Source organism: Methylobacterium sp. PvP105 (assembly GCF_017876975.1).
Taxonomy (GTDB): Bacteria; Pseudomonadota; Alphaproteobacteria; order Rhizobiales; family Beijerinckiaceae; genus Methylobacterium; species Methylobacterium radiotolerans.
On the sequence record NZ_JAGIPA010000001.1, the window covers coordinates 4,746,093 to 4,772,663 of the forward strand.

Below are 26,571 nucleotides of genomic sequence, written 5' to 3' on the forward strand. Positions count from 1 at the left end.
CCCCAGGACTCCGAGATGGCGCGACGGGGCACCCGGTCGAGAGCCGAGGCCGGACTTCGTGGCGGGCACGACGAAGCCGCACCCGGCGGACCGGGCGCGGCTCGAGTCTTCCGTGCCGGCGGGGACGGTCCCCGCCCGGCTCAAGCGGCCTTCTTGGAGGAGGCCGGCTTGGCGCCCCCCTTGTTGGCGGCGACCTCCGCGAGCTTCGCGGCCAGCTTGGCGTCGAGCTTGCCCGAGGCGCCGAGCGGCAGCTCGATGTCGAGGCCGAGGGTCGAGACACCCTCGCCGCGCTCCAGGGTGACCTTCACCTTGTCGGGCTCCACCGCGACATGGTTGGCGATCACCGCCAGGATTTCCTCCCGGAGCTGGATCACGAGGTCGGGGCGACCCGACTCCGCGCGCTCGTGGGCGAGGATCAGCTGCAGGCGGTCGCGGGCGACCGCGCCGGAGCTGCGCTTCTGGAACAGTCCCAGGATGCTCACGCCGCCCTCCGCATGAACAGCTTGTCGAGGAAGGACTTGCGCTCGACCGGCAGACTCATCGGGACCGATTCGCCCTTGAGCCGGCGGGCCGCGTCGGCGTAGGCCCGCGCCGGGGCGCAGAGCGGGTTGTTCAGCGTGACCGGGCAGCCGAGGTTCGAGGCGCGCAGCACCTCCTGGCTCTCCGGGATGATCGCGAGCAGCGGGATCGACAGGATGTCGAGCACGTCCTCGGTCTTGAGCATGTCGCCGCGGTCGGCCCGCATCGGGTCGTAGCGGGTGAGGATCAGGTGCTTCTCCATGTCCTCGCCCTTCTCCGCCTTGGCGGTCTTGGAATCGAGGAGGCCGATGATCCGGTCGGAGTCGCGCACCGAGGAGACCTCGGGGTTGGTCACGACCACCGCCACGTCGGCGTGGTGCATGGCGAGCTGGGCGCCGCGCTCGATGCCGGCGGGGGAGTCGCAGATGACCCAGTCGAACTTCTCGCGCAGCTCTTCCATCACCCGGGCGACGCCCGCGTCGGTGAGCGCGTCCTTGTCGCGGGTCTGCGAGGCCGGCAGGAGGTGCAGGGTCTCGAGCCGCTTGTCCTTGATGAGGGCCTGCGGCAGCTTGGCGTCGCCGTTGACCACGTTGATGAGGTCGTAGACGACCCGGCGCTCGGCACCCATGACGAGGTCGAGGTTGCGCAGGCCGACGTCGAAGTCGACGACGCACACGCTCTGACCACCCTGGGCCAGGGCCGCTCCGAGGGCCGCGGTCGTCGTCGTCTTGCCGACGCCGCCCTTGCCCGATGTGACGACGAGAACCTTTGCCACGCGTCGATCTCCCTTAATCCAGGCTTGCCATTCGGATGTTGCCGCCATCGAGCCAGACCTGGGCGGCCTTGCCGCGCAGGGCCGTGCCCATGTCCTCCGCCGTCCGCACGAGGCGGTCGATCCCCAGCAACTCGGGCTCGAATTTGCGGCAGTAGATTCGTGCGCGCGGGTTGCGCGCGGCTCCGGCGATCGCGCGACCGCGCAGGGCGCCGTAGACGTGGATGGAGCCGCCGGCCAGGATCTCGGCCCCGGAGGAGACCGACCCCATCACGGTGACGTCGCCGGTCGGGTTGATGACGCTCTGGCCGGAGCGGACCGAGCCCTCGACGGTGATCGAGGTGACCACCTGCGGCTCCGGCTCGGCCGGGACGCTCGGGATCTCGACCTTCTCGGACGGGTGCCCCTTGACCAGCAGCGGCGGCAGACCGTCCGCGACCGCGTCGGCACCCTCGATGCCCAGGACCGCGATGCCGCGGGCCTTGAGCTCGTTCATGAGCGTCTCGAGCGCGTCCGGCTCGGGCTTGAGCTGGGCGCAGTCCAGGATGACGGCCCGGCCTTTCAGCAGGGTCGGCGAGCGCTTGAGCGCCGCGTCGAGTCCCGCGAGCCACTCCGGAAGCGGCGGCTCGGGGCAGAGGGCCAGGGCCTTGAAGGCCCGTCCGCGCAGGCTGAGCGGCCGGGGCGCGGAAGGAGCCGCCGCGCGGGCGGTCTCCGGATCGATCGGCTCGGGGAGGGTGTCGCTCATGTCCGCCCGTTAAGAGTCCTTACCGGACCATTGACGGCGGGTATGGTTACCGAAGGGTTAAGTTTCTGATCCGGTCGGCAAATTCTGCCGGGATCCTGGTATCGGGGCAGCGGAGGACGGTTTCACAGCCCCATCGCGGCTCTCGCGAGGGGAGCACCACCTGTCCGAGCGCGCCGCGGAGACGGGAGGGGCCGTCGGGAAGCTTCTCACCCCCGCTCGAACAGGTTGAGCTTGATCGCGTCTTCCAGCAGCCGCACCTCCACGGCCTGTCCCCGGAAGGCCGGGTCGAGGTCGTCGGCGGCGCGGTAGAGGCCGTCGATCGCCACCAGCTCCGGCTCGAACCGCCGGCACCAGATCCGCGCCGTCGGGTTCCCGGCCGCGCCGGCGATCGCGCGACCGCGCAGGGCGCCGTAGACGTGGATGGAGCCCCCCGCGATCACCTCGGCACCCGACGCCACGGCGCCAAGCACCGTGACGTCGCCCTCGAGATGCAGCACGGTCTGGCCGGAGCGCACGGGCGCGTCGAGGATCAGCGAGCGGGCCGTCTCCTTGGCCTGCGGCTCGGCCGGCGCCGGCGCGTCCGCGGCCGACTCGTCCGGGGCGGCGACCTCCCCGGCAGGCCGCCCGCCCGACAGGGCCGGCGGGGTTCCGGAATCCAGCAGCGACGGCGCCGCGCCCTCGATCCCGAGGACCGCGATGTTGCGGGCGGCCAGCTCGGCGAGCAGACCGTCGAGATCCTCCCGGTTGAGCCGCAATCCGGACAGGTCGAGGATCACCGGCCGGCCGGCGAAGAAGTTCGGCGCGCGGCGGTTGAGGGCGTCGAGGTCGCCGAACCAGTCGGCCACCGGGGGTATCGGCGCCAGGACGGTGGCCATGAAGGAGCGGCCGCGGAAGCGGATCGGCGGGCGCGCCGGCTCGGATGTCGGCTGGGTCACGGGCGTGTTCGGCATGCGCGGGAGGGATCGTCTGCATCCATGGGACGGCGCCGCGCCGGGAGCAATCCCGCAAGGCCCGGTGTGACGCCTTGGCCGGTCCGCGGGCGCGTTTCTGTTGTAGAGAGAGCCGGCAGCCGAGCCGGACCGGACCGTTGAGCAGCGCCACCTCGCACGCCCCCGCCCCCTTCGTCGTCGATGACCTGACCCGCGCCAACCAGCGTCGGGCCGCCGACCCGCGCGCCTCGGCCTGGGTCTCGGCCAATGCCGGCGCGGGCAAGACCAAGGTCCTCACCGACCGGGTGGTCCGGCTGCTCCTCGACGAGGCGCCGCCCGGCCGGATCCTCTGCCTGACCTTCACCAAGGCCGCGGCGGCCAATATGGCGATCCGCGTCTTCCGGCTCCTCGGTCGCTGGGTGACGCTGGACGACGAGACCCTCGCCGCCGAACTCGCCGAACTCACCGGCGAGCGCGCCGGGCCCGAGCGCCTGCGGCTGGCGCGCCGCCTCTTCGCCCGGGCGGTCGAGACGCCGGGCGGCCTCAAGATCGAGACGCTGCACGCCCTGTGCGAGCGGCTGCTTCACATGTTCCCCTTCGAGGCGAACGTGCCGGCCCGCTTCGTGGTGCTCGACGAGGCCAAGGCCCGGGAACTGTTCGACATCGAGATGGCCAACGTCCTGGCCGACGCCGTCGCGAACGGCGACACGCCGCTGAGCGCCGCCCTCGCGCGGGTCACGCCGGAAGCCACGGGCGACACCCTGCGGGCGGCGATCCGGGCGGCCATGCGGGCGCGGAGCTTCATCGGCGACGCCGCCGGCCTGGAGCGGGCCTTCGGTCGGCTGCACGGGGCGCTGGGGTTGGCGGCCGAGGAATCCGCCGAGCGGATCGAGGCCGCGATCCTCGAGGGCGGTCCCGGGTGCCGTCCGGAGGAGCGCGCCGCGCTGGTCGCGGCGCTCCGCACCGGCAAGGCCAACGACGAGAAGCTCGCCGACGCCCTGGAGGCCGCCGAGGCCGAGCGGGTGCGCGCGGCGGACCTTCCCGAACGGGCCGAGGCGCTCGCCCTCTACCGGTCGGTGTTCTTCACCCAGAAGGACGAGCCCAAGGCCGACAGCAGCCTCGGGACCAAGGGCGTGCCGGCCGGCGCCAAGGCGGCGCTGCTCGCCGAGCGGGACCGGCTGGAGCCGCTGTTCGACCGCCTGCGCGCCGCCCGGGCCCATGCCCGCACGCAGGCGCTGTTCCAGATCGCCGCCGAGATCCACCGCCGCGTCGAGGCGCAGAAGGCGCGCCTCGGCGCCCTCGACTTCGACGACCTGATCCACAAGGCGCTGGACCTGCTCGGGCGCGTCGGTGCCGGCTGGGTCCTGTACAAGCTCGACCGCGGGATCGACCACGTCCTCGTCGACGAGGCGCAGGACACGAACCCGGAGCAGTGGGCGATCCTGCGGGCGATCACGCAGGAATTCGCCGCCGGCGAGGGCGCGCGGATCGGCAGCCGGACGCGCTTCGCGGTGGGCGATCCCAAGCAGTCGATCTACGGCTTCCAGGGCGCGGAGCCGCGGGAATTCGCCCTGACCCGCGCGTCCTGGATCGCGGAATCGCGCTCGGCCGGCCTGACCTTCGAGGACGTGCCGCTCACCCTGTCGTTCCGCTCGACCGGCCTCGTCCTGCGCGCCGTCGACGCGGTCTTCGCTCTCGACGCGCACAACGAGGGGCTCTCGTTCGAGGACACGGTGCGCACGACCGTGCATGCCAGTGCCCGGCCGGGCGCGCCCGGCGCGGTGGAGCTGTGGCCGATCGCCGAGCCGGAGCCGGCCGCGGAGCCGGATGCCTGGACCGCCCCCGTCGACGCGCCGGAGACCAGCGCTCCCGCGATCATTACCGCCCGCCGGGTGGCGCAGGCGGTGCGCGCCTGGACCACCACGGGGGACGCGACCGGCCGGATCTGGCGCCCCGGGGACGTCCTGATCCTGGTCCGGAAGCGCGGGCCCGCCTTCGAGGAGGTGATCCGCGCCCTGAAGGGCATCGGCGTCCCGGTCGCCGGGCAGGACCGGCTCGAGGTCTCCGCGCACATCGCCGTGGCCGACCTGGTCGCCGCCGGCCGGGCGGGGCTCCTGCCGGCCGACGACCTGACCCTCGCGACCGCCCTCAAGACGCCGCTCGTTGGCCTCACCGACGACGACCTGGTGCGGATCGCGGCCCGCCGCGACCTCGCCGAGACCCTGGAGGATGCGCTGCACCGCCACGCCGAAGCGGGCGACGCGGCCGCGCGGCGCGGGCTCGAGGCCCTGTCGGGCTGGATCGCGCTGGCGGGGCTCCACGGCCCGTTCGGCTTCTACGCCCGGCTCCTCGGGCCGCAGGGCGGCCGGGCCAAGCTGGTGGCCCGCCTCGGCGGCGAGGCCGGGGACGCCATCGACGTGTTCCTCGCCGCCGCCGCCCAGGCCGAGACCGGCGAGGACGCCCCGTCGCTGGGCGGCTTCCTCGCCCGCTACGTCGGGGCCGAGGCCGGGCACACGGTCAAGCGCGACCTCGAATCGGGCCGCGACGAGGTCCGGGTCATGACGGTCCACGGCGCCAAGGGCCTGGAGGCGCCGGTCGTGGTGATCCTCGACGGGTGCGAGCCCCTCGGCCGCAACGACCCGCCCCTGCTCCCGCTCCCGGCGACGGAGATCGCCCTGCCGCCGGTCTGGTCGGGGGGGCGGACCCAGGACTGCGCCGCCACCGACGCGGCGCGCGCGGCCCTGCTCGCCAAGGCGCGGCAGGAGCACAACCGCCTGCTCTACGTCGCCATGACCCGGGCGGCCGACCGGCTGATCGTGGCGCCCTTCCGCGGCCACGAGCGCGAGACCGAGGCGGCGTGGTGCCGGATGATCCACGCGGGCCTCGAGGCGGCGCTCGGCGCCGGCCGCTCGCTGGAACTCCCCTACGGCCCCGCGACCCTCTGGCAGGACGGCGCCCCGGCGGGTCCCGCTCCCGCCGCGGCGGCGCCCGCGTCCGGGCCGGAGGCCGAGCTCGAGCCGGACTGGCTGCGCGGGCCGGTCCCGCCGGAGCCGGCCTTCGAGGCCCTGAACCCGTCCGGCGCCTTGCAGGCGGCGGACGGCGCGCGCGTGCCGCCGCCGCGTCTCGCCGACGCGCAGGCCCGCCGCCGGGGAATCCTGACCCACGCCCTGCTGCAGCACCTGCCCCGGGTCGAGCCCGCCCGCCGGGAGACGGCCGGGCGCGCCTTCGTGCGGGCCCGGGCGCCCGGGCTGCCGCGCGCGGCCGCGCCCGCGATCGTCCGGTCGGTCCTCCGGATCGTCGACGCCCCGGAGCTGGCGCCGCTCTTCGCGCCGGACGCCCGCGCGGAGGTGGCGCTCTCGGGGCGGGTCCGGGCCGGCGGTACGGACCGGGTGGTTCAGGGTCGCGTCGACCGCCTCGCCGTGACGGCGGACGCGGTGCACCTCGCCGACTTCAAGACCGGCCGCCCGCCCGAGCCCGGCGCGCCGCTGCCGGCCGCGGAGGCCGGCCAGATCGCCCTCTACGCGCGCCTCCTCGCGCAGATCTATCCGGGCCGGACGATCCGCCCGCTCCTCGTCTGGACCTCGGGCCCCGTGATCCGGACCCTGGACCCCGACGACGTCGCGGCGGCCCTGGACCGGATCGGCATCGAAGCGTGACGCGTCGCCCCCGGCCGGGCGCCCGGGGGCGGCCCGCATGCGCCAGCGCACATCGCGGCGCGCCCGTGTGTCGACAGGGCGCCCCGTCCCGGCCGCCGGAGCCCGCCCCCGGGGACCGGACTTCTTGACCGCGCGCCGGGCCGTCGCCAATTCTGACGGGACCGCGCGGGCCTCTGCCCGTTCGACGCCGCCCGACGGGCGGCGGATTCCGAAAGGTGACGTTATGGCGACGGTGAAAGTAACCGACGCGAGCTTCGAGCAGGACGTTCTCAAGTCCGCCGAGCCCGTCGTGGTGGATTTCTGGGCGGAGTGGTGCGGCCCGTGCCGTCAGATCGGCCCGGCCCTCGAGGAGATCGCGACCGACCTGCAGGGCAAGGTGAAGATCGCCAAGGTCAACGTCGACGAGAACCCGCAGATCGCCGCCCAGTACGGCATCCGCTCGATCCCGACGCTGCTGCTCTTCAAGAACGGCGAGCGGGTGGACCAGAAGGTCGGCGCCGCCCCGAAGGGCGACCTGTCGCGCTGGATCGGCGCCCAGACTGCCTGAAGCGCCTTCGAGGCCCTGAACGACGAAAAGAAAGCCCGGCCGCGAGGCCGGGCTTTCTCGGTTTCGAGCCCAAGATTGTTCTTGAGGGATCCCGGAGCGAAGTCCGGGATCCCGCGTCCGGTCTCAGTACGAGCCGAACTTGTAGTTCAGGCCGGCGCGGACGACGGCGAAGGCGTTCTCGTTCCGGCTGGCGCCGGCGAGCGAGTACACCGGCACCAGGCCGACCGGGGAGATCGCGGCGCCGACCAGCGGCGCCTGGGCGCGGCCGTTGTTGTTGTCGAGGTTCACGTACAGGCCTTCCACCTTCAGCGTCACGGCCGAGGAGCGGAAGAAGTTCAGGAACGAGTCGGTGGGCAGGGCGTACTCGACACCGCCGCCGACGGTCCAGCCGGTCTTGAAGTCGTTCCGGCGGCCGGCGAAGTTCTGCAGGCCGACGCGAGCGCCGTCATCCGTGCCGGTGGCGTAGGCGAAACCACCCGTGGCGTACACGAGGGTCCGGTCGAAGGCGTAACCGAGACGACCGCGGACAGTGCCGAAGAAGTCGATGGTGTTGAGCGTGCCGTTGACCGGGATGAAGCCCGGGTTGATCGCCGCGGCGTTCGTGGCGAAGCGGGCGCGACGGCCGAAGTCGAGGTACTGGGCGTCAGCCTCGAAGCCGATCACGGCGCCGGAGCCCGGGGTCAGCTGCCAGTTGTAGCCGATCTGGCCACCGCCCGAGAAACCTTCGCGGCTGTCGTTGCTGTAGATCAGCGACGAGCCGTTCGGCAGCAGGGCCTGGTAGGGGACGAGACCGCCCGGCACCAGAGCGACCGGGTTGCCGGGCGTCTGGACGAAGCCGCGGGTGGAGTTGCTGCTGGCGTCGAACGCGTAGCCGGCGTTGATACCGAAGTAGGCACCGGTCCAGGTGAACACCGGAACGGGGGTGAACACCGGCGGCGGCGCGGCGCGGCGCGGCAGATCGGCGGCCGAAGCGGCAGCCGTGAGCGCGGTGAACGCCGCGAGAGAGGTGAGAAGCTTCTTCATTACTGTGATCCCCAGCATAAGCCCGATCGAGGGGGAAATTATGCGATCGGGCCCCGCGAGGATGTAGCTTAGCTGCCACAGCGGGAGGAAAGCGTGGCCGTGGGCGGGTCTCCATCCGGGCGATTGCGGCGATTCGACGGATTTTCGAATGCAGAATCCGAATTGCACAGGTGTCCGGCGTGCCGGCCACTAGATACAGCCGGCGCACGGGGAGTCGCCAGACTGGAGACGACTCAGACCGGCGGCGTGTCGTTGGCGGCGAGAACCATGCCGGCCAAGTAGAGCGATCCGCAGATCAGGATCCGCGGAGGGCGCTCGAAGGCGATGTCCCGCACCAGGGCGAGGGCTGCCTCGATGCTCGGTGCCGCGTAGGTCGAGAGGCCGACCTCCTCGCCGATCCGCGCGACCTCCTCGGCCGGGCGCGCGGCCATCGTTCCGGTGATCGGAACGGCCACAAGGGCCCGGGCCAGACCCACGAAGTTGCGCAGGAAGCCGTCGGCGTCCTTCGTGCCGAGCAGGCCGACCACGAGGACGAGCGGCACGTCGCTCTTCTCGCCGAGATCCGCCATGGCGGCGGCGAGGATCCGGCCGCCGTCGATGTTGTGGCCGCCGTCGAGCCAGAGCTCGGTGCCGGGATCGAGCTGGGCGGCCAGTCGGCCGCGCCCGAGACGCTGCAGCCGGCCGGGCCACTCGACCTCGGTCAGCCCCCGCTCCAGGGCCGCCGTCCCGATATCGCCGAACCCGGCGGCGCGCAGCGCGGTGATCGCCGTTCCGGCGTTGACCAGCTGATGGCGCCCGGCGAGGCGCGGCCGCGGGAGGTCGAACAGGTCGGTCTCGTCCTGGTAGACGAGCCGGCCGCGCTCCTCGTGCACGGAGAAGTCCTGATTACCGACCAGCACGGGCCCGGCACCGACGGCTTCCGCGCGCCGGCAGAGGACGGCGTCGGCCTCGGCGTAGTCCTGGGCGGCGATCACCGCCGGGCAGCCGCGCTTGAAGATCCCGGCCTTCTCGGTCGCGACCGACTCGACCGTGTCGCCGAGATACTCGGCATGGTCGCGGCCGATCGGCGTCACCACCGCGCAGGCCGGCCGGTCGATCACGTTGGTGGCGTCGAGCCGGCCGCCGAGGCCGACTTCCAGGAGCAGCACGTCGGCGGGGCTCTCCGAGAAGAGCAGGAACGCCGCGGCCGTGGTGATCTCGAACATCGTGATCGGCTCGCCGGCATTGGCGCCCTCACAGCGCGCGAAGGCGTCGGCCAGACGGTCCTCGTCCACGAAGTGCCCGCCGCCGATCCCGCCGATGCGCATCCGCTCGTGGAATCGCACGAGGTGCGGGGAGGTGTAGACGTGGGCGGCCAGGCCGCCGGCCTCCAGGATCGACCGCATGAACGCGATGGTCGAGCCCTTGCCGTTGGTGCCGGCCACGTGGATCACGGGCGGCAGGCGGCGCTCCGGATGGTTCAGCCGCGCGAGCAGCCGCTCGATGCGGCCGAGCGATAGGTCGATGGTGCGGGGGTGGAGCGCCAGGAAGCGCGCCATCAGGGCGTCGGACGAGGCCATCGCCGGGCTCAGGCCGCCTCGGAGGCCGCGGCCGGTGCGCCGGCCTGGGACACGTTGGTCAGGAGACTGCAGAGACGCGCGATCGTCTCCTTGAGCTGGTGCCGGTGGACCACCTGATCGACCATGCCGTGCTCGCGCAGGTACTCCGCCCGCTGGAAGCCGTCCGGCAGCTTCTCCCGGATCGTCTGCTCGATCACCCGCGGTCCCGCGAAGCAGATCAGGGCACCCGGCTCGGCGAGGTGGACGTCGCCCAGCATCGCGTAGGAGGCGGTGACGCCGCCGGTGGTCGGGTTCGTCAACACCACGATGTAGGGGAGCCGCGCCGCGTTGAGCCGGCGCACCGCCACGGTGGTCCGCGGCATCTGCATCAGGGAGAGGATGCCCTCCTGCATCCGCGCGCCGCCGGAGGCCGCGAACAGCACGTAGGGCGTGCGCTTCTCCAGAGCCGTCTCGGCGCCGCGCACGAAGGCCTCGCCCGCCGCCATGCCCAGCGACCCGGCCATGAAGCCGAATTCCTGCGCGGCCAGCGTCATCGGCAGGCCGCCGACCCGGCCGAAGCCGATCTTGAACGCGTCCTGCAGGCCGGTCTTGGCCCGGGCCTCCTTGAGCCGGTCGACGTAGCGCTTCTCGTCGCGGAACTTCAGCGGGTCGGGGGCGACTTCGGGCAGGGCCACGTCGATCCAGGTACCCTCGTCGAACATCATCTTCAGGCGCGCCTGGGCGCCCATCTTCAGGTGATGCTCGGAGCCGGGGATCACCCAGTGATTGGCCTCCACCTCCTTGTGAAAGACCATCTGCCCCGTGTCCGGGCACTTGACCCAGAGGTTCTCGGGCGTCTCGCGCTTGAACAAGGTCTTGATCCGGGGGCGCACCACCTCCGAGATCCAGTTCATCGGTTCGACCATCGACTCGCGTCCGTCCGCTTCAAGCCCGCGCAGATATCAGGTGCGGCGCGCGCCGCCGCCAGGGGTGCCCGGCCCGCCCGTCAGGCGGCCCGCCCGACGCCCGCCGACCGCACGCCCGCGGCGAGTTCGCGCACCAGCTCGGTCACCGCCCCGACGCTTCCGGCCTGCGGCCGGCCCTCGCCGTCGAGGGAGCGCACCAGGGCGTCCACCAGCGCGGAGCCGACCACGACGCCGTCGGCGCCCTTGGCGATCGCCGCGGCGTGCGCGCCGGTCTTGACGCCGAAGCCCACGACGACGGGCAGGTCTGTGTGGCGGCGGATGCGGGCGACCGCCTCGGAGACCTTGCCGAAATCCGGTGTCGCCGTCCCGGTGATGCCGGTGATCGACACGTAGTAGACGAAGCCCGCCGTGTTCGCGAGGACGGCCGGCAGACGCCGCTCGTCGGTCGTCGGCGTGGCGAGGCGGATGAAGGCGAGGCCCTTGCCGAGGGCCGGCAGGCACAGCTCGGCATCCTCCTCGGGCGGGAGATCGACGACGATCAGCCCGTCGATGCCGGCCGCCACCGCGTCGTCGAGGAAGCGGTCGACGCCGTAGGTGTGGATCGGGTTGTAGTAGCCCATCAGCACGACGGGCGTGGTGTCGTTGCCGGCGCGGAAGCGGCGCACGAGGTCGAGGGTGCCCGACACAGTCTGGCCCGCCTTGAGCGCCCGCAGGCCGGCGGCCTGGATCGCCGGGCCGTCCGCCATCGGGTCGGTGAACGGCAGGCCGAATTCCAGGATGTCGGCGCCGGCGCCCGGCAGCGCCTTCAGGACCTCCAGAGAGGTCTCGGGATCGGGATCGCCGGACATCACGTAGGTGACGAGGACGGACCGGTTCTCCGCGCGGGCGCGGGCGAAGGTGGCGTCGATGCGGCTCGGCATGGTCGGTCGATATTCGCTTCTGCAGGGCCGCCGACGGCCCGGGGTTGCACCCGCGCTACACCAAAGGCATCGGCCCGTGAAGCGGGCGGGCCCGCGGCGACCCCGGGCGAAGGCGTCCCGGAGGCCCGGCCGCCCGCGAGACGCGGCCATGCGCGCGGGCCGGTTGCCGGGACGGCGGCGCCGGCCTAGCCCTCGCCCATGCCCGAGTCAGCCCTCCCGTCGCGCCCCCTGGCGGCGCTCCTGTTCGACATGGACGGGACGATCATCAGCTCGATCGCCTCCGCGGAGCGGATCTGGTCGCGCTGGGCCGAGGCGCACGGCCTCGACGCGGCGTCCTTCCTGCCGACGATCCACGGCGTGCAGTCGGTCGAGACCATCCGGCGGCTGAACCTGCCGGGCGTCGATCCCGTGGCCGAGGCCGCCGCGATCACCGAGGCCGAGATGGCGGATGTCGACGACATCGTGGCCATCCCGGGGGCGCGGGCCTTCCTGGAGGCGCTGCCGCGCCACCGCTGGGCGATCGTCACCTCGGCGCCCCGGCGGCTGGCGGAGCGCCGCCTCGCGGCGGCCGGCATGCCGGTCCCCGACCTTCTCGTGGCCGCCGAGGACGTAGCGCGGGGCAAGCCCGCGCCGGACTGCTTCCTGCTGGCGGCCGGACGCCTCGGCGTCGCGGCGGCGGATTGCCTCGTGTTCGAGGACGCCCCGGCCGGCATCCGTGCGGCCGAGGCCGCGGATGCGGCCGTCGTGGTCGTCACCGCCACCCATCACGAGCCGGTGAGGACCAATCATCCCACGATTGCCGACTACACCGGGCTGCGCGTCGCGGCCGCGGCGGAGGGGATCCGGGTGACACGGACCGCCTGAGCCTTTCCATCCCGGCCGCGGACCGCTGGCGGCCGGTCCCGCCCGGTCGTATCGCCCGCATGCGGCGCACGGATCGCGGTGAAGGGACAGAGGCATGGCAACGATCGATCGACGCCGCGTGCTCGGGGCGGTCGCCGCCGGCGCCGCCGCGGGCCTCGGCCCCGCCGCGGCCGCCGAGGCGCAGCCGGACCCGCTGTTCCCGCTCGCGCAGGCCACCATCCCGATCCTGGGCGAGTCGCAGGTCTTCCCGGTCCGCCGGATCTACTGCATCGGCCGCAACTACGCGGCCCATGCCCGCGAGATGGGCTCCGACCCGTCGCGCGAGCCGCCCTTCTTCTTCCAGAAACCGGCGGATGCCGTGCAGGTCGTGGCGGGCGGCGTCGCCGAGCATCCCTACCCGTCGCTGACCCAGAACTACCACCACGAGATCGAGCTCGTCGCCGTGCTGAAGTCGGGCGGCCGCGACATCCCGGCCGCGCAGGCGCTCGACCACGTCTACGGCTACGCCACCGGCCTCGACATGACCCGCCGGGACCTCCAGCGCGGGATGGGTAACCAGAAGAAGCCGTGGGAGATCGGCAAGAGCTTCGACCGTTCCGCGCCCATCACGCCGATCCTGCCCGTCGTCCGGGCCGGGCATCCAACCCGCGGCCGCATCCGGCTCGCCGTGAACGGCACCGTGCGGCAGGACGCCGACCTGTCGGAGATGATCTGGTCGGTGGCCGAGCAGATCGCGGAGCTGTCGCGGGCCTTCGAGCTCAAGGCCGGCGACATCGTCTTCTCCGGGACGCCCGAGAATGTCGGGCCGGTCGTCCGCGGGGACGTGCTCGCGGGCTCGATCGCGGGCCTGCCGGACCTGTCGATCCGCATCGTCTGATCCCGCATCGTTTGACGCTCCCCCCGCGGCGACGCGGCGCCGGCGGGACGACGACTTTCCCTGCCGGCGGCGCGGCTCTATCCCGTACGGATCCGCGGGGGCAGGAGCAGCGCGCGTATGACCAAGCCCGACGGCGTGCCGCCGAACCTCTTCGACACCGCCGAGGGACGCCGTCTCGTGGAGGCACGCTCCGATCCGGCGTGGCGCCGCTGGGGGCCGTATCTCAGCGACCGGCAATGGGGCACGGTGCGGGAGGATTACAGCCCGGGTGGCGACGCCTGGGACTACCTGCCCCACGACCATGCCCGGTCCCGCGCCTATCGCTGGGGCGAGGACGGGATCGGCGGCTTCGGCGACCGCCACCTGAACTGGTGCCTGTCCCTGGCGCTCTGGAACGGGCGCGACCCGATCCTGAAGGAGCGGCTGTTCGGCCTGACCAACCAGGAAGGCAACCACGGCGAGGACGTCAAGGAACTCTACTACTACCTCGACGGAATCCCGACCCACGCCTTCATGCGGATGCTGTACAAGTACCCACAGGCGGCATTCCCTTACGAGTCCCTGGTCGAGGAGAATGCGCGGCGCGGCCTCGACGACCCGGAATTCGAGCTCCTCGATACCGGCCTGTTCGACCAGGGCCGCTACTTCGACGTCGAGATCGCCTACGCCAAGGCCGCGCCCGACGACATCCTGATGCGGGTCACCGCCACAAATCGCGGCCCGGACGCCGCCGACCTGACGCTGCTGCCGCAGCTCTGGGCCCGCAACACGTGGTCGTGGAAGCAGGGCACGCCGAGGCCGGAACTGATGGCCGGGTCGGAGGGCTCGGTCTGGGCGCGCCACCCCGAGATGCCGACCTTCCGCTTCTTCGCCGAGGGCGCGGGCGACCTGCTGTTCACCGAGAACGAGACGAACACGCACCGGCTGTTCGGCAGCGGCCCCGCCGAGGGCTTCTACAAGGACGGCATCGACCGCCGCGTCGTGGGCGGCGACCGGGCCGCCGTCAACGCGCTGTCCGGCACGAAGTGCGCCGCCCGCTACGACCTGCATCTCGGCCCGGGCGAGACGCGGAGCGTGCGCCTGCGCCTGCGCGCCGAGACCGCGCCGGGCGAGCCCTTCGCGGATTTCGACGCGGTCTTCGCCGCCCGCGAGGCGGAGGCCGACGATTTCTACGGGGCGCTCCAGGCGCCGATCGCCGACCCAGAGATGCGGCTCGTGCAGCGGCAGGCGCTCGCCGGCATGCTCTGGTCGAAGCAGCTCTACCATTACGACGTGCGCGAGTGGCTCGCCGGCGACCCGGCGCAGCCCGCTCCGGCGCCGGAGCGGCGGCACGGCCGCAACAGCGACTGGGCTCACCTGCGCGCCAACGACATCATCTCGATGCCGGATGCCTGGGAGTACCCCTGGTTCGCCTCCTGGGATCTTGCTCTCCAGGCGATCGTGTTCGGGCTCATCGATCCCGACTTCGCCAAGAACCAGCTCCTGCTCCTGGTCGACGAGGCCTACACCCACCCGAACGCCGCGCTGCCGGCCTACGAATGGGGCTTCGGGGACGCCAATCCGCCGGTCCACGCGCTGGCCGCCTGGCGGGTGTTCGAGCTGGACCGGGCCCTCACCGGCGAGCCGGACCACGCCTTCCTCAAGCGGATCTTCAACAAGCTCACCTTGAACTTCACGTGGTGGGTGAACCGGAAGGATTCCGACGACCGCAACCTATTCCAGGGCGGGTTCCTCGGCCTCGACAACATCGGCATCTTCGACCGGTCGAAGCCGGTGGGAGACGGCGCCACGCTGACCCAGTCCGACGCGACCGCCTGGATGGCGACCTACGCGCTGAACCTGATGCGGATCGCCATCGAGCTGGCCCTCGACGACCCGACCTTCGAGGACATGGCGGAGAAGTTCTTCGAGCACTTCCTCCTCATCGCCGGCGCCACCGGCGCGGGCGTGTGGGACGAGCCGGACGGCTTCTTCTACGACGTGATCGAGACCCGCGACGGCCAGCGCCTCCCGATCCGGGCCCGGACCATGGTCGGCCTGATCCCGATCTTCGCGGTGGCGGTGATCAATGAGTGCGACCTCGCGCGGCTGCCGTCCCTGCGCAGCCGGATGGTGTTCTTCCTCAAGAACCGCCCGGACCTCGCGACGCTGGTCTCGCGCTGGAACGAGCCCGGCGAGGGTCAGACGGCGCTGCTGTCGCTGCTGCGCGGGCACCGGCTGAAGGCCCTGCTCCACCGCGCCCTCGACCCGAACGAGTTCCTGTCGGATTACGGGCTGCGCGCCGTGTCCCGCGTCTACGCGGACGAGCCGTTCTGCTTCGCGTGGAACGGGCGGGACCTGGGGCTCGCCTACGAGCCGGCCGAGTCGCGCTCGCGCCTGTTCGGCGGCAACTCGAACTGGCGGGGCCCGGTGTGGATGCCGGTCAACTACCTGCTCATCGCCGGGCTGAACCGCTTCCACGACTATTACGGCCCCGACTTCCGCGTCGAGGCGCCGACCGGGTCGGGCCGGACCTACGCGCTCCGGGAGATCGCCGCCCACCTGTCACGGCGCCTGATCAGCCTCTCGACCCGTCGCCCGGACGGGCGCAGGCCGGTCTACGGCGACAGCCGGATCGAGCAGGAAGACCCGCATTTCCGCGATCTCGTCCTGTTCTACGAATACTATCACGGGGATAGCGGCCGCGGGGTCGGCGCGTCGCACCAGACCGGGTGGTCCGGGCTCGTGGCCCTGATGATCCAGGAAGTGGCGACCGCCGCCGCCGAGGCGCAGACTCCGCCCTGGCCGTGAGGGTCGGTCGCCGGCCTGGCGCGCCGGCGACCGACGCGACGTCACTCCGCGGCCTGCTGCATCCGCAGGCGCTGGCCCTGACCGATCTGGCGGGAGATCGTCGAGCGGCGGGCGCTGTAGGCGGCCGAGACCAGCGGGTAATCGACGGGCAGGCCCCACTTGGCCTTGTAGGCCTCGGGCGTGAGGCCGCGCATCGTCAGGTGGCGCCGCAGCGCCTTGTAGGGCTTGCCGTCCTCGAAGCTGATGAGCGTGTCGGGCCGGATCGAGGCCTTTATCTGCGCCTCGGTCGGCCGCCGGACCTGCGGCTCCGCCGGCTGGTCCAGAGCCGTGATCGAGCGGTGTACCTCGGAGAGCAGGTCGGGCAACGTTCCCGCCGGGACGCTGTTGCGCGTGACGTAGGCGCTCAGGATCTTTGCGGCGAGTTCGACGCTCGGCGATGTCATCTGCATGGTCGTCACCTCGATTCTACGTGTTTCGGATGTGGCGCTCGTCGGTTTCCGTCGGGCTCTTCGCCGCCGACGGCCGGTGCATGTCCCTGAGACGTTCTCGGCTCCGGCCGGAGGCGGCGGATGGGCTTATTATGCGCCCGTCCGCCGTCGCTACAACCGAGCCGCGCATTTATCGCGCCGATATTTCTACTTAGGATTGAGATTTAGGGTCAACGACGAATCAACGGGCGCGTCGTTGTTCCGGCTCAAGTGCGGTATTGAGGACTCACCTGCCCGTCCGGGCGCGCTGGAGAACGCGAACACATGGAGGTCCTGGTCGTCGGAGCCGGCGTCGTCGGGCTCGCCACCGGGCGGGCGCTCGCTCTGCGCGGGCACGCCGTCATCGTGGCGGAAGCGGAGGACGCCTTCGGCACGGGAGTCTCGTCCCGGAGCTCCGAGGTGATCCACGCCGGCATGTACTACCCGGGCGGATCCGAGCGCGCGCACCACTGCGTCGAGGGCGCCCGGCAGCTATACAACTTTTGCGCGAGTCACGGCGTTCCGCATCGCGCGTGCGGCAAGCTGATCGTCGCGTCCGACGACGGGGAGGCCGAGAAGATCGCGGCGATCCGCCGCCAGGGCGAGGCCAACGGCGTCCCGGGCCTCGAAATCCTCGACGGGAGCGCCGCCCGCCGGCTGGAGCCGAATCTCGCCTGCACCGTGGCGCTGCACTCGCCGCGCACCGGCGTCGTGGATAGCCACGCGCTGATGCTCGCCCTGCTCGGTGAGATCGAGGATCACGGCGGCGCGCTCGCCCTGCGCACGCCCGTCGAGGACCTGAGCCGGCGGGCCGGTCAGTGGCAGGCCGCGTTCGGCGGAGCCGAGCCCGGCACGATGGCCTTCGACGCCGTGGTCAACGCCGCGAGCTTCGGCGCGCCGGCCCTGGCCGCCCGCACGGAGGGCTACCCGGCCGAGCGCGTGCCGACGCTGCGCCTCGCTCGCGGCAACTACTTCGGCTGCACCGGCAAGCCGGCCTTCTCGCGCCTGATCTACCCGGCGCCCCGGATCGACGGCGGCCTCGGCATCCACCTGACCCTGGACCTCGCCGGCCGCACCCGCTTCGGGCCCGACGTGGAGTGGGTCGACGGGTTCGACTACCGGGTCGATCCCGGGCGCGCGGAGGCCTTCTACGGCGCGATCCGGCGCTACTGGCCCGGCCTGCCCGACGGCGCGCTGTATCCGGACTACGCGGGCCTGCGGCCGAAGCTGACCGGCCCGGGCGAGGCGGCGGCCGATTTCCGGATCGACGGGCCGGCCGAGCACGGCCTGCCGGGGCTCGTGCACCTGTTCGGGATCGAGAGCCCGGGCCTGACCTCCAGCCTGTCGCTCGCCGAGGCGGTGGCCGACCGGCTGGACGCCTGAGCCTCAGAACAGCAGGTGCAGCGCCAGGGGCGCGAGGACCGCCGTCAGGAAGGCGTTGAGCCCCATGGCGATGCCCGCGAAGGTGCCGGCGACCTCGCTGACCTGGAAGGCGCGGGCCGTCCCGATGCCGTGGGCCGCGAGCCCGGCCGCGAAGCCGCGGGCGCGCATGTCGCTGATCCGCAGGAGGTTCATCATCGGCGTCACGAGGATCGCCCCGATGATGCCGGTGAGGATCACCAGGATCGCCGTGAGCGTCGGGTCGCCGCCGAGCGCCTCAGCGATGCCCATCGCCACGCCCGAGGTCACCGATTTCGGCGCCAGCGAGACGAGGATCGGCTGCGGGATGTCGAGGAGCCGCGCGAGGCCGATCACCACGGCGAGGGTGGTGGCCGAGCCGGCCGCGAGGGCCGCCAGCATGGGCGCGAGGGCACGCAGGACGGTCGCCCGCCGCTCGTAGAGGGGCATCGCCAGAACCACGGTGGCGGGTCCGAGCAGGAAGTGGACGAACTGCGCGCCCTCGAAATAGGCCCCGTAGGGCGTGCCGGTGATGGCCAGGACCGCCCCGACCAGGACGACCGTGATGAGGACGGGGTTGGCGATCGGGTGCCGGCCGGTCGCGGCGGCGATCCGGTCCGCCAGGACGTAGGCGGTCAGCGTCACGGTGAGCCACAGGAGCGGCGTCTTGGCGAGGTAGACCCAGAGCGAGAAGTCGCCGCCCACGCGTCAGGACTCCCCGTCGGTGCCGCGGCGCTCGACCAGGGCGGCGACGGCGCGGAAGACCAGGACGGTGACCAGCAGCGACAGCGCCGTCGAGACGACCAGCACGAGCGCCAGCTTGGCGCCCTGGGCGCGCAGCAGGTCGAGGCGGCCGACGACGCCGACGCCCGCGGGAACGAACAGGAGCGACAGGTTCATCAGCAGCCCGCGCGCGGTCGTCTCGAGCGTGCCGTCGGTGAGCGGCTTCGGCAGCACGCGCGGCAGTCCGAGGCGGGCGTTGTCGCGGAGCAGCAGGAACGCGAACATCAGGCCCATGCCGATCACCGGGCCCGGGATCGGAACGCCCGCGCCGCGGGCGAGGGCCTCGCCCAGCAGCTGCGCGAGCAGGATCAGGGCCAGACTGGCGATCATTGCGGGCGGCCGGGGCTAGGCGGCCGCGACGCCCTGCTGTCCGCTGCGCCGGGCCGCCGCGACGGCGGCCTCGTCGAAGCCGAGCAGGCGGCCGAGGCGCTCGACCAGGGCCTCTTCGAACTCGTCGACGTGGCCGTCCGCCGCCGCGACCGACCACGCCATGGTCAGCAGCTCCTCGCGCTCGGACCGGTCGGCCTCGTGCGGGATCATCTCCACGAGGCTCGCCACGTCGCGCACCTCCGCGTCCATGGCGGCGGCGCGCTCGATCAGCGCCCGCGCCGCGTCCGGACCGTCGGCGTAGTGGCCCTGCACGAGGCGCGAGAGGCGCTCGCTCTCGGCCGGCGCCAGGATGCCGTCGACGCGGGCGACGTGGACGAGGAGCGCGGTGGCCGCCAGATGCGTCTCATCCACGGCCTCCTGCGTGCCGACGCCGAGAGCCTCGGCCGCGTAGGCGCGCAGGCGTGCGATCAGGGACATGGCGGCTCCGGGGGATCGTGCACCGCAACAGTTCGGGCCACGGCGGCGCGCCGTCAAGGACGCCGCCGCACGTCGCGCCGGACCGTGGCGCGGTTGCATCGCCGGCGCAGCGCTCACGTGCGGGCTGCGGCCTCCGCCCCCGTCACCAGCGGGGCGAGGATCGCCTCGGCCGTCCGCACGGTGGCGGGCCCGGCCTCGAAGGGGGTGCCGGCACTGAAGGGCGGTGCCGGGGCGTACTCGGCGACGAGCTGCGCGGTGCGCGCGTAGGCGTCCCCGCGCAGGCGCGCGGCGAGCGCCAGCCCGAGATCGAGCCCCGCCGAGACCCCGGCCGCGGTGACGCGGTCGCGGTCGAAGACGACGCGCTCCGCCACCGGCCGGGCGCCGAGGAGCGGCAGAACCGCGTCGCGCACGCACCAGTGCGACGTCGCGCGGTAGCCGCGCAGCAGGCCCGCCGCGCCGAGGATCAGCGATCCGGTGCAGACGCTGGCGATCCAGCCGGCCCGGGCGGCGCGGTCGCGCAGGAACGCCAGGAGCGCCGCGTTGCCCATCTGCGCGGGCGTGCCGTCGCCTCCGGGGACGAACAGGACGTCGAGATCCGCCGGGCAGGTCGCGAAGCCGTGGGTCGCCACCAGGGTGAGGCCGGTGTCGCTCGTCACCGGACCGGCCTCTGCGCCGACGAGGTGGAGGCTGCCGGGGGCGAGGCCCGCGAGGAAGGTCTGCGGCCCCACGAGATCGAGCGCGGTCAGGCCGGGATAGACCAGCATGGCGATCCGGACGGGACGGTCCGGCGGGACCGGCGCCGGATTGCCGACGGTGGCCGCCAGGGCCGGACGGAGCGGCGCGGCCAGGGCGGCCGCGAGCGCGGCCGCGACGAGATCGCGGCGGGTCTCCGGCGCGGTCACGGGCGCGCCGGGCGGCTCACAGGGTCCAGGCCGCGTCGCGGTAGGCGCTGTCCCAGAACTGCCACTCGAGCCGGGTGGCCTGCGTGAAGGCCCGGTGCATCCGCGCGCGCTCGCCCTCCGACGCGTCCAGCGCCGCGCGGTCGGTGGCGGCGATCATGGCCGCGACCGCCGCGGCGAACTCGTCGCCCGCGTAGGTGTCGATCCAGGCGCGGTACGGGTTGTCGGGCGCCGCGCGGGCGAAGATATCGTCGCCGACCGCCTTGTAGATCCAGAAGCAGGGCAACAGGGCCGCGCAGAGCACCGCGTAGGGCTCGGCGTAGGCGGTGGCCACGAGGTAGCAGACGTAGTGGTCGCAGGCCGGCGTCAGCGGCGTCGCCGCGAAGGTCTCCGGCCCGATGCCGTAGTCGCGGAAGAAGCCGCCGTGGAGGGCGCGCTCGACGACGATCGCCTCCTGCGCGGCGCGGGAGAACTGCACGATCGTGTCCGGATCCGGCGCCTTCGCGGCGGCGAGGCTCAGCGCCCGGCCGAAGCCGATCAGGTAGTGCGCGTCCTGCACGATGTAGTGCCGGAACCGGTCCTGCGGCAGCGTGCCGGCGGCGAGCTCGGCATTGAACGGCATCGACCGGATGGTCTCGTAGGCCGCGGCGTTGCGCGCCCAGGCCTCCTGGGAGAAGGCGCCCAGGGCGCCCGCCAGTCCGGGGGACGCCACGGCCTAGCCCTGCCGCTGCGCGTGGGTGACGGCGACGTGGATCAGCTCGGCGAGGGTGCGCACGCCGAGCTTCTGGCGCATCTGCGAGCAGGCGTTGGTCACGGTCTTGTAGCTCACCGACAGGTCGGCCGCGATGGCCCCGTAGGAGCGCCCCTGCGCGAGGCGCGCCAGGATCTGCTGCTCGCGGGGGGTCAGCTGCGATTCCGGCGCGCGGCGGGCATCGGCGCGCAGCATCGCCACCTCGGTCGCCAGGCGCCGGTCGAGGTAGACCTCGCCGACGCGGACCTTGGCGAAGGCCTCGAACAGCTCGGCCGAGGCGTGGTCCTTGAGGACGTAGCCGAGGGCCCCCGCCTCGAGGGCGCGGGCGACGATCACCGGGTCGTTGTGCATGCTGAAGACCAGGATGCGCGTCTCGGGTGCGACCGCCCGGATGCGCCGGATCAGGCCGAGCCCGGCCATGCCGCTGCCCTGGAAGGTCAGGTCGCAGATCACGACCGGCGGGCGGAGCCGGTGGAAGATCCGGTAGCCGCCGACGACGGTCGTCGCCTCCGCGATGGTCTCGACGCCGGAATCCTCCAGCACCCGTCGACAGCCCTGCAGGACGATGGGGTGATCATCGATGACGAGGACCGGCAGGCGGGTGGCGGCGGCGTCGATCTGGGATGCGATGGCGTTCATGCGCTCGGCGCGGTGTTGTTCTCGTCGCCCCGGTCAGGCGGAACGGGGATCGTGATCCGGACGATCGCCCCGGGGCCGGCATTGTCAAGGGCGAAGGTGCCGTCGAGGGCCTCCACACGCTCGCGCATCCCCGACAGACCGAGGCCGGTGCCGTGTTCCGGCGGGATGCCGGTGCCGTTGTCGCGGATGGTGAGGTCGATCCGGCCGCCGGTCTCGGCCGCCTCCGCCTCTACCCGGGTCGCGGCGCCGTGCCGCACGGCGTTGGTCGCGCTCTCCTGCACGCAGCGGAACACCGTGAGGTCCACGAGGTCGCCGTAGCCCCGGGCCAGCCCGTCGAACCGGCCCGCGAAGGTGATGCCGGGATGGCGCTGCCCGAAGCCGCGCAGGAGCAGGTCGAGGCAGGTCGACAGGGGCGCCTGCCCGAGGCCGTGCGGTCGCAGGCGGTTCAGGAGTTCTCGGTTGACGGTCTGGACCTGCCCGACGATGGCGCTGATCTCGGCCGCCCGGGCGGCGAGCTTCTCGCGGCTCGGCTCGGCCGCACCGGAGGCGATGCGGCCGATCGAGGCCGCGTTCGCCTCCAGGGCGAACAGGCACGGGCCGAACTCGTCGTGCAGCTCCAGGGCCGTCCGGCGGCGCTCGTCGTCCTGCGCGGTCAGGAGTTGGCGGTTGAGGCGGCCGTTGGCGGCCCGGACCTCGCCCAGGGCCTCGGCGACCTTGTTGAACCGCTCGGCGATCACCGCCAGCTCCCGCGCGCCGGGCGGCTCCAGGCGGGCGGTGTAGTCGTGATGCTCCAGCTGGGTCAGGCCGGCGCCGAGCCGCCGCAGCGGCGCGAGGATCCGGCCCAGCGCGATGTAGAGGGCGATCAGCATCGCGGCGTTGATCGCCAAAGTGGTGAGCGAGAGCGCCCGGGCGTAGCCCCAGATCTCGTCGATCTCGTCCATCGGCTGCGTGGTGATCTGCGCCGTGCCGAGCCGATGCCCGTTGACGACGATCGGCAGGACGTGGCGCTCGATCGGCGGCATGATCAGGTCGGCGAACCAGTGCGGCGCCTCCCGGTCGGCGCGCGGGGGCGGCAGCGGCCGGCCGACCTGGTCGCCGTCCGCGTCGAGCACCGCGACCCGGACGTGTCGCAGGACCTTGAAGCGCAGGTCGAGGGTCTGGAGCAGCGTGTCGGGCGCGGCTGTGTCCGACAGGCGGATCGTGTCGGCCACCAGAGACTCGACGGTGGCGAGTGACGCGCGGGTCTCGACGCGCACCGCCGACCGGGCGTTCAGCACGATGACCGCGCAGGAAATCACGGCCGCGAAGGCGTCGATGAGCAGGACCACCGCGACGAGCCGCGCGCGGGTGGACCACGCCGACCAGGGCCAGCGGCGGAGCCGGAGACCGTCCGGCGCGGCGGCCGTCTCGGAACGCGGGGGCAGGTTCGGGCGGGTATCCACGCGGTGACGCATAGCGACCGCGCCGGCGAAGTCCATCGTGCCCGCGGCGGGCGGCGCGCGGGCTGCCGGCCCGAACGCGCTCGGGCCGCACCGCCCGCACCGGCGCCAACGGCCCGAACACCGAATCTTAAGCGGCACGGCGTAATCTTGTGGATAGCCGCGCCAGGACTGGCTGGGCAGGCAATTCGGACCGACATCATTGCGCCGTATTGCAGCTCCTCTATCGCCACGAGAGTCGAACCACCTTCGAATCCTCGGGGTGTGGCGGCCGGTGAAGGGGAGCCCGGTCGCGCGCGGCGTGTATCGTGTCAGGGACCCCGGCCTATGATCGATCTCAACCTCGACCCGTCCGAGACCCGGCCCGACCGGATGTCGCCGGCCAAGCCCGGGCCGTCGCTGAATCTCAAGGTCGTGCTGTTCGGCGTGGCCGGCGCGAGCGCGCTTGTCGGCTTCGGCGTCGCCGCCTCGACGGTGATGGCCGGGCTCGCGGCCCCGACACCCGTCAAGATCGTCGCGTCCCGGCAGGCCGCGGACTGGCCGGAGCTGAAGGACGGGCTGCCCGCGATCAAGGGCTCCGTCCAGGCGGCCGCCGCCCCGGCGCAGCCCGCCAAGCCGGAGACGCCGGCGCTCAGGATGGTGTCGCTGCCGGAAGCCTTCGCGGCGATCACGCCTGCCCCGAAGGCACCCGCGCCCGCCCCGCAGCCCGCGAAGGTCGCCGCGGCCCCCGTCGCGCCGACGCAGCGCATCCCGGTCCCGACTCCCGTCACGCCTGTCACGGCCGCGCGGGAAGTCGCGCCGCTGGTGCCGGTCCGCACGGCCGCGCTTCAGACGCCCCGGGCCTCCGAGACGGTCCGCGCCCGCGAGCTCGTCGAGCCGGCCGCACCGAAGCCGGCGCCTGTGGTGGAGAGCACCGAACGTTTGGACAGGGCCGAGCGGGCGGAGAAGGCGGAGCGCGCTGAGAAGACCGAGCGTGCGGAGAAGGCCGAGCGGTCCGACAAGCCCGAGCGCAGCGAGAAGCCCGCGCCCAAGGCGGCGGCCCGCAAGACGCCGGCGCCGACGCGGACCGCCGACAAGGCGAAGGGCGTCCCGACCGCGACCGTCGCCCAGGCTGAGCCGGCCGAGGCGGAGGACACCGAGGTGCTCGGGATCAAGCTTCCGTCCCTGGCACCAGCCGGGCGGAAGCTGAAGGAGAGCGTCGACGCCCTCGGCGACGCCGTCAAGAATGTCTTCTGATCCGCCGCGCCGGCCCCGATAACGGGGCCGGACGGCTCACGCGGCCCGGCGCTCAGGCCCGGCCCGTCTGGCGCCCGGCCTTGTCGCCCTTGGGCCCGGTGCGCTCGACCTTCCGCTGGTGTTTGCCGGCGCGCGGGCTCGCGAACCCCTTCGGCCCGGCAGGCGGGCCCCTGCGCTCGGCCGGCGCCCCGTCGCCCGCCAGCGCCTCGACCTGGATCTCCGGCGAACCGTTGCGGGCGAAGGATTCGGCGAAGCGCGCCGCCGCGTTGCCCCGCACCTCGAACTTGGTCTCGCGGTCGAAGATCCGGATGGCGCCGATCTCCTGGCGCCCGATGCCGCCCCGGCGGGTCAGCATCGGCAGCAGCCGGCGCGGGTCGGCGTTGTCGCGGCGGCCGAGGTTGAGCCGGAACCAGACCGCCGGCCCCATGGCGGCGATCCGCTCCGGGTCCATCGGGTCGTAGGGCGGCCGCTCGCCGCGGGGCGCGCGGCCCTCGCCCGGATCGCTGACTTCCTCGGGCGCCGGAAGGCGGGTGCGGTACACCCGGGCCAGGAGCGCGGCGAGCTCCTCCGGGCTCTTGCCGGCGAGCAGCGTCTCGGCCAGCGCGACGTCCTCCTCGGCCGGCGGCTCGGCGAAGAGCGGGTCGGAGAGCATGCGCTCGCCGTCGAGCCGACGGATCTCGTCGGCCGAGGGCGGGCCCGACCATTCGGGGCTCACCTTGGCGATGGCGAACATCTGTTCGGCCCGGCGCCGCCGGGAATTGGGGATCAGCAGCACCGAGGTCCCCTTGCGGCCGGCGCGGCCGGTGCGGCCGCTGCGGTGCTGCATGACCTCGGCGTCGTGCGGGAGGTCCGCGTGGATCACGAGGCTGAGCGACGGCAGGTCGATGCCGCGGGCTGCCACGTCGGTCGCGACGCAGACGCGGGCGCGACCGTCGCGCAGGGCCTGGAGCGCGGCGTTGCGCTCGCCCTGGCCCAGCTCGCCCGACAGCGCCACAACGGAGAAGCCCCGCTCGGTCAGGCTGGCCTGGAGGTGCCGGACGGCGTTGCGGGTGTTGCAGAAGACGATCGCGGTCTTGGCGTCCGCCTCGCGCAGCAGGTTGAGCACCACGTGCTCGGTCTCCCGCGGCATGATCCGCACCGCCCGGTAGGCGATGTCGGCGTGTCCGCGGGTCTCGCCCTTGATGGCGAGCCGCAGGGCGTCGCGCTGGTAGCGCTCGGCCAGGGCCTCGATGCCCTTCGGCAGGGTCGCGGAGAACAGGTACGTGGCCCGCTCCGGCGGCGTCGCCGAGAGGATGAACTCGATGTCCTCGCGGAAGCCGAGGTCGAGCATCTCGTCCGCCTCGTCGAGGACCACGGCGCGCAGCGCCGTCGGGTCGAGGTTGCGGCGCTCGAGGTGGTCGCGGAGGCGGCCCGGCGTCCCCACCACGATGTGGGTTCCCTCCGCGAGCATCCGGCTCTCCCGGCGCGGATCCATGCCGCCGACGCAGGCCGCGACGCGGCCGCCGGCGGGGCCGTAGAGCCAGGACAGCTCGCGCTGGACCTGCAGGGCGAGTTCCCGGGTCGGGGCGATCACCAGGGCGAGGGGCGCCGCCGGGGGCGGCAGCCGGTCGGCCTCCCCGATCAGCATGCTGGCCATGGCGAGGCCGTAGGCCACGGTCTTGCCGGACCCGGTCTGGGCCGAGACGAGGAGGTCGCGGGAGCCGGCGGCGGCTTCCAGCACGGCGGCCTGGACCGGCGTCGGGTCGGCGTAGCCGCGGTCGCTCAAGGCCCGCGCGAGGGGGGCGGGCAGGGTCGGGAAAGGCAAGCTTCGGGAACTCTCAACGGCCGTGCCGCGCCCGGCAGCGCGCCATCGCGCGGCGGGGGAATCAGGCGCCGGACTTTATTCGGGTGCCTGGAAGGTAGCGCCAAGCGCGCCGACTGACCACTCCCGTTGCAGCATGGGGCGGTTGCGCGCGCTCGATCCGCGGCGCGGCGGGTGCGGCTCACGACGATCCCACGCCCGACGATCGGCCGCCCACCCGGTCGCCGCGCGGCCGGGAGGCCGAC

At 73.1% G+C, this 26,571-nt stretch carries 24 protein-coding genes; 7 read left to right on the forward strand and 17 right to left on the reverse strand.

Annotated elements, in window-relative coordinates; translation table 11 throughout:
- Positions 1-140 precede the first annotated feature (140 nt).
- The 4 genes from minE to minC (J3A75_RS23255) all read right to left on the reverse strand — a co-directional run bounded on the left by minE (position 141) and on the right by minC (J3A75_RS23255) (position 2,986).
- Positions 141-482, reverse strand: coding sequence for a cell division topological specificity factor MinE (gene minE / locus J3A75_RS23240; protein WP_012320315.1), 342 nt, complete (start codon positions 480-482; stop codon positions 141-143).
- Complete coding sequence (gene minD / locus J3A75_RS23245) at positions 479-1,294, reverse strand: septum site-determining protein MinD (RefSeq protein ID WP_012320316.1); 816 nt, start codon at positions 1,292-1,294, stop codon at positions 479-481. Before minD ends, minE begins: the two co-directional genes overlap by 4 nt.
- Before the next feature lie 13 nt (positions 1,295-1,307).
- Positions 1,308-2,036, reverse strand: coding sequence for a septum site-determining protein MinC (minC, locus tag J3A75_RS23250; protein WP_012320317.1), 729 nt, complete (start codon positions 2,034-2,036; stop codon positions 1,308-1,310).
- 206 nt (positions 2,037-2,242) lie between these two features.
- Positions 2,243-2,986 (reverse strand): septum site-determining protein MinC, encoded by a 744-nt coding sequence (gene minC, locus J3A75_RS23255; protein ID WP_012320318.1) that lies wholly within the window; start codon positions 2,984-2,986, stop codon positions 2,243-2,245.
- A 137-nt stretch (positions 2,987-3,123) separates the two neighbouring features.
- On the opposite strand from minC (J3A75_RS23255), the gene addA reads away from it, so the two are divergent.
- Both addA and trxA read left to right on the forward strand, forming a co-directional pair.
- Positions 3,124-6,621, forward strand: coding sequence for a double-strand break repair helicase AddA (gene addA / locus J3A75_RS23260; protein WP_070999939.1), 3,498 nt, complete (start codon positions 3,124-3,126; stop codon positions 6,619-6,621).
- Between the two features lie 223 nt (positions 6,622-6,844).
- Positions 6,845-7,168 carry a thioredoxin gene (gene trxA / locus J3A75_RS23265; protein WP_010682902.1) on the forward strand — a complete coding sequence of 108 codons (324 nt, stop codon included), beginning with the start codon at positions 6,845-6,847 and terminating at the stop codon, positions 7,166-7,168.
- Positions 7,169-7,291: 123 nt separating this feature from the next.
- Here the strand turns inward: trxA and J3A75_RS23270 are convergent, their stop codons facing one another.
- From J3A75_RS23270 to trpA, 4 genes are all read right to left on the reverse strand, one after another.
- Positions 7,292-8,191 (reverse strand): outer membrane protein, encoded by a 900-nt coding sequence (locus tag J3A75_RS23270; protein ID WP_012320320.1) that lies wholly within the window; start codon positions 8,189-8,191, stop codon positions 7,292-7,294.
- 233 nt (positions 8,192-8,424) lie between these two features.
- Positions 8,425-9,750: a bifunctional folylpolyglutamate synthase/dihydrofolate synthase gene (locus tag J3A75_RS23275; protein WP_070999940.1), complete on the reverse strand. Its 1,326-nt coding sequence runs from the start codon at positions 9,748-9,750 to the stop codon at positions 8,425-8,427.
- Between the two features lie 8 nt (positions 9,751-9,758).
- Positions 9,759-10,655 carry an acetyl-CoA carboxylase, carboxyltransferase subunit beta gene (gene accD, locus J3A75_RS23280; RefSeq protein WP_012320322.1) on the reverse strand — a complete coding sequence of 299 codons (897 nt, stop codon included), beginning with the start codon at positions 10,653-10,655 and terminating at the stop codon, positions 9,759-9,761.
- Between the two features lie 80 nt (positions 10,656-10,735).
- Complete coding sequence (gene trpA, locus J3A75_RS23285; RefSeq protein WP_070999941.1) at positions 10,736-11,575, reverse strand: tryptophan synthase subunit alpha; 840 nt, start codon at positions 11,573-11,575, stop codon at positions 10,736-10,738.
- Between the two features lie 198 nt (positions 11,576-11,773).
- Between trpA and J3A75_RS23290 the strand changes: the two genes are divergently transcribed.
- The 3 genes from J3A75_RS23290 to J3A75_RS23300 all read left to right on the forward strand — a co-directional run bounded on the left by J3A75_RS23290 (position 11,774) and on the right by J3A75_RS23300 (position 16,106).
- Entirely contained in the window at positions 11,774-12,439 is a 666-nt protein-coding gene (locus tag J3A75_RS23290; protein WP_024829346.1) for an HAD-IA family hydrolase, read from the forward strand.
- Positions 12,440-12,533: 94 nt separating this feature from the next.
- Positions 12,534-13,316, forward strand: a complete 783-nt coding sequence (locus J3A75_RS23295; protein WP_059408350.1) for a fumarylacetoacetate hydrolase family protein — start codon at positions 12,534-12,536, stop codon at positions 13,314-13,316.
- Positions 13,317-13,433: 117 nt separating this feature from the next.
- Positions 13,434-16,106 carry an MGH1-like glycoside hydrolase domain-containing protein gene (locus J3A75_RS23300; RefSeq protein WP_059408351.1) on the forward strand — a complete coding sequence of 891 codons (2,673 nt, stop codon included), beginning with the start codon at positions 13,434-13,436 and terminating at the stop codon, positions 16,104-16,106.
- A gap of 41 nt (positions 16,107-16,147) precedes the next feature.
- Here J3A75_RS23300 and J3A75_RS23305 read toward each other — a convergent pair whose 3' ends face one another.
- Positions 16,148-16,555 (reverse strand): MucR family transcriptional regulator, encoded by a 408-nt coding sequence (locus J3A75_RS23305; protein ID WP_024829343.1) that lies wholly within the window; start codon positions 16,553-16,555, stop codon positions 16,148-16,150.
- 303 nt (positions 16,556-16,858) lie between these two features.
- Between J3A75_RS23305 and J3A75_RS23310 the strand changes: the two genes are divergently transcribed.
- Positions 16,859-17,956, forward strand: a complete 1,098-nt coding sequence (locus J3A75_RS23310) for an NAD(P)/FAD-dependent oxidoreductase (protein ID WP_209650783.1) — start codon at positions 16,859-16,861, stop codon at positions 17,954-17,956.
- A gap of 3 nt (positions 17,957-17,959) precedes the next feature.
- Here J3A75_RS23310 and J3A75_RS23315 read toward each other — a convergent pair whose 3' ends face one another.
- From J3A75_RS23315 to J3A75_RS23345, 7 genes are all read right to left on the reverse strand, one after another.
- Complete coding sequence (locus tag J3A75_RS23315; RefSeq protein ID WP_012320329.1) at positions 17,960-18,676, reverse strand: LrgB family protein; 717 nt, start codon at positions 18,674-18,676, stop codon at positions 17,960-17,962.
- Between the two features lie 3 nt (positions 18,677-18,679).
- On the reverse strand, positions 18,680-19,084 hold the full coding sequence (locus J3A75_RS23320) for a CidA/LrgA family protein (protein ID WP_012320330.1): 405 nt from the start codon (positions 19,082-19,084) through the stop codon (positions 18,680-18,682).
- A gap of 15 nt (positions 19,085-19,099) precedes the next feature.
- Positions 19,100-19,561 (reverse strand): TerB family tellurite resistance protein, encoded by a 462-nt coding sequence (locus tag J3A75_RS23325; RefSeq protein WP_024829341.1) that lies wholly within the window; start codon positions 19,559-19,561, stop codon positions 19,100-19,102.
- A 113-nt stretch (positions 19,562-19,674) separates the two neighbouring features.
- Entirely contained in the window at positions 19,675-20,463 is a 789-nt protein-coding gene (locus J3A75_RS23330; protein ID WP_206614581.1) for a DJ-1/PfpI family protein, read from the reverse strand.
- 16 nt (positions 20,464-20,479) lie between these two features.
- Positions 20,480-21,172, reverse strand: coding sequence for a thiaminase II (gene tenA, locus J3A75_RS23335; RefSeq protein ID WP_012320333.1), 693 nt, complete (start codon positions 21,170-21,172; stop codon positions 20,480-20,482).
- Between the two features lie 3 nt (positions 21,173-21,175).
- Positions 21,176-21,850 carry a response regulator gene (locus tag J3A75_RS23340; protein WP_012320334.1) on the reverse strand — a complete coding sequence of 225 codons (675 nt, stop codon included), beginning with the start codon at positions 21,848-21,850 and terminating at the stop codon, positions 21,176-21,178.
- Positions 21,847-23,328, reverse strand: coding sequence for an ATP-binding protein (locus J3A75_RS23345; protein ID WP_063111717.1), 1,482 nt, complete (start codon positions 23,326-23,328; stop codon positions 21,847-21,849). The genes J3A75_RS23340 and J3A75_RS23345 overlap by 4 nt, the downstream gene beginning before the upstream one ends.
- 288 nt (positions 23,329-23,616) lie before the next feature.
- Here J3A75_RS23345 and J3A75_RS23350 point away from each other — a divergent pair, with 288 nt between their 5' ends.
- Entirely contained in the window at positions 23,617-24,525 is a 909-nt protein-coding gene (locus J3A75_RS23350) for a hypothetical protein (protein ID WP_070999944.1), read from the forward strand.
- 52 nt (positions 24,526-24,577) lie between these two features.
- On the opposite strand, the gene J3A75_RS23355 is transcribed toward J3A75_RS23350, so the two are convergent.
- Entirely contained in the window at positions 24,578-26,329 is a 1,752-nt protein-coding gene (locus tag J3A75_RS23355; protein ID WP_012320337.1) for a DEAD/DEAH box helicase, read from the reverse strand.
- Positions 26,330-26,571: the final 242 nt, after the last annotated feature.

Coding starts and splice junctions, on each gene's coding strand:
- minC (WP_012320317.1), bottom strand. CDS start 2,036: ATGAGCGACACCCTCCCCGAGCCGATCGATCCGGAGACCGCCCGCGCG.
- minC (WP_012320318.1), bottom strand. CDS start 2,986: ATGCCGAACACGCCCGTGACCCAGCCGACATCCGAGCCGGCGCGCCCG.
- trxA (WP_010682902.1), top strand. CDS start 6,845: ATGGCGACGGTGAAAGTAACCGACGCGAGCTTCGAGCAGGACGTTCTC.
- J3A75_RS23270 (WP_012320320.1), bottom strand. CDS start 8,191: ATGAAGAAGCTTCTCACCTCTCTCGCGGCGTTCACCGCGCTCACGGCT.
- J3A75_RS23275 (WP_070999940.1), bottom strand. CDS start 9,750: ATGGCCTCGTCCGACGCCCTGATGGCGCGCTTCCTGGCGCTCCACCCC.
- accD (WP_012320322.1), bottom strand. CDS start 10,655: ATGGTCGAACCGATGAACTGGATCTCGGAGGTGGTGCGCCCCCGGATC.
- trpA (WP_070999941.1), bottom strand. CDS start 11,575: ATGCCGAGCCGCATCGACGCCACCTTCGCCCGCGCCCGCGCGGAGAAC.
- J3A75_RS23290 (WP_024829346.1), top strand. CDS start 11,774: ATGCCCGAGTCAGCCCTCCCGTCGCGCCCCCTGGCGGCGCTCCTGTTC.
- J3A75_RS23295 (WP_059408350.1), top strand. CDS start 12,534: ATGGCAACGATCGATCGACGCCGCGTGCTCGGGGCGGTCGCCGCCGGC.
- J3A75_RS23300 (WP_059408351.1), top strand. CDS start 13,434: ATGACCAAGCCCGACGGCGTGCCGCCGAACCTCTTCGACACCGCCGAG.
- J3A75_RS23305 (WP_024829343.1), bottom strand. CDS start 16,555: ATGCAGATGACATCGCCGAGCGTCGAACTCGCCGCAAAGATCCTGAGC.
- J3A75_RS23310 (WP_209650783.1), top strand. CDS start 16,859: ATGGAGGTCCTGGTCGTCGGAGCCGGCGTCGTCGGGCTCGCCACCGGG.
- J3A75_RS23320 (WP_012320330.1), bottom strand. CDS start 19,084: ATGATCGCCAGTCTGGCCCTGATCCTGCTCGCGCAGCTGCTGGGCGAG.
- J3A75_RS23325 (WP_024829341.1), bottom strand. CDS start 19,561: ATGTCCCTGATCGCACGCCTGCGCGCCTACGCGGCCGAGGCTCTCGGC.
- J3A75_RS23340 (WP_012320334.1), bottom strand. CDS start 21,850: ATGAACGCCATCGCATCCCAGATCGACGCCGCCGCCACCCGCCTGCCG.
- J3A75_RS23345 (WP_063111717.1), bottom strand. CDS start 23,328: ATGGACTTCGCCGGCGCGGTCGCTATGCGTCACCGCGTGGATACCCGC.
- J3A75_RS23350 (WP_070999944.1), top strand. CDS start 23,617: ATGATCGATCTCAACCTCGACCCGTCCGAGACCCGGCCCGACCGGATG.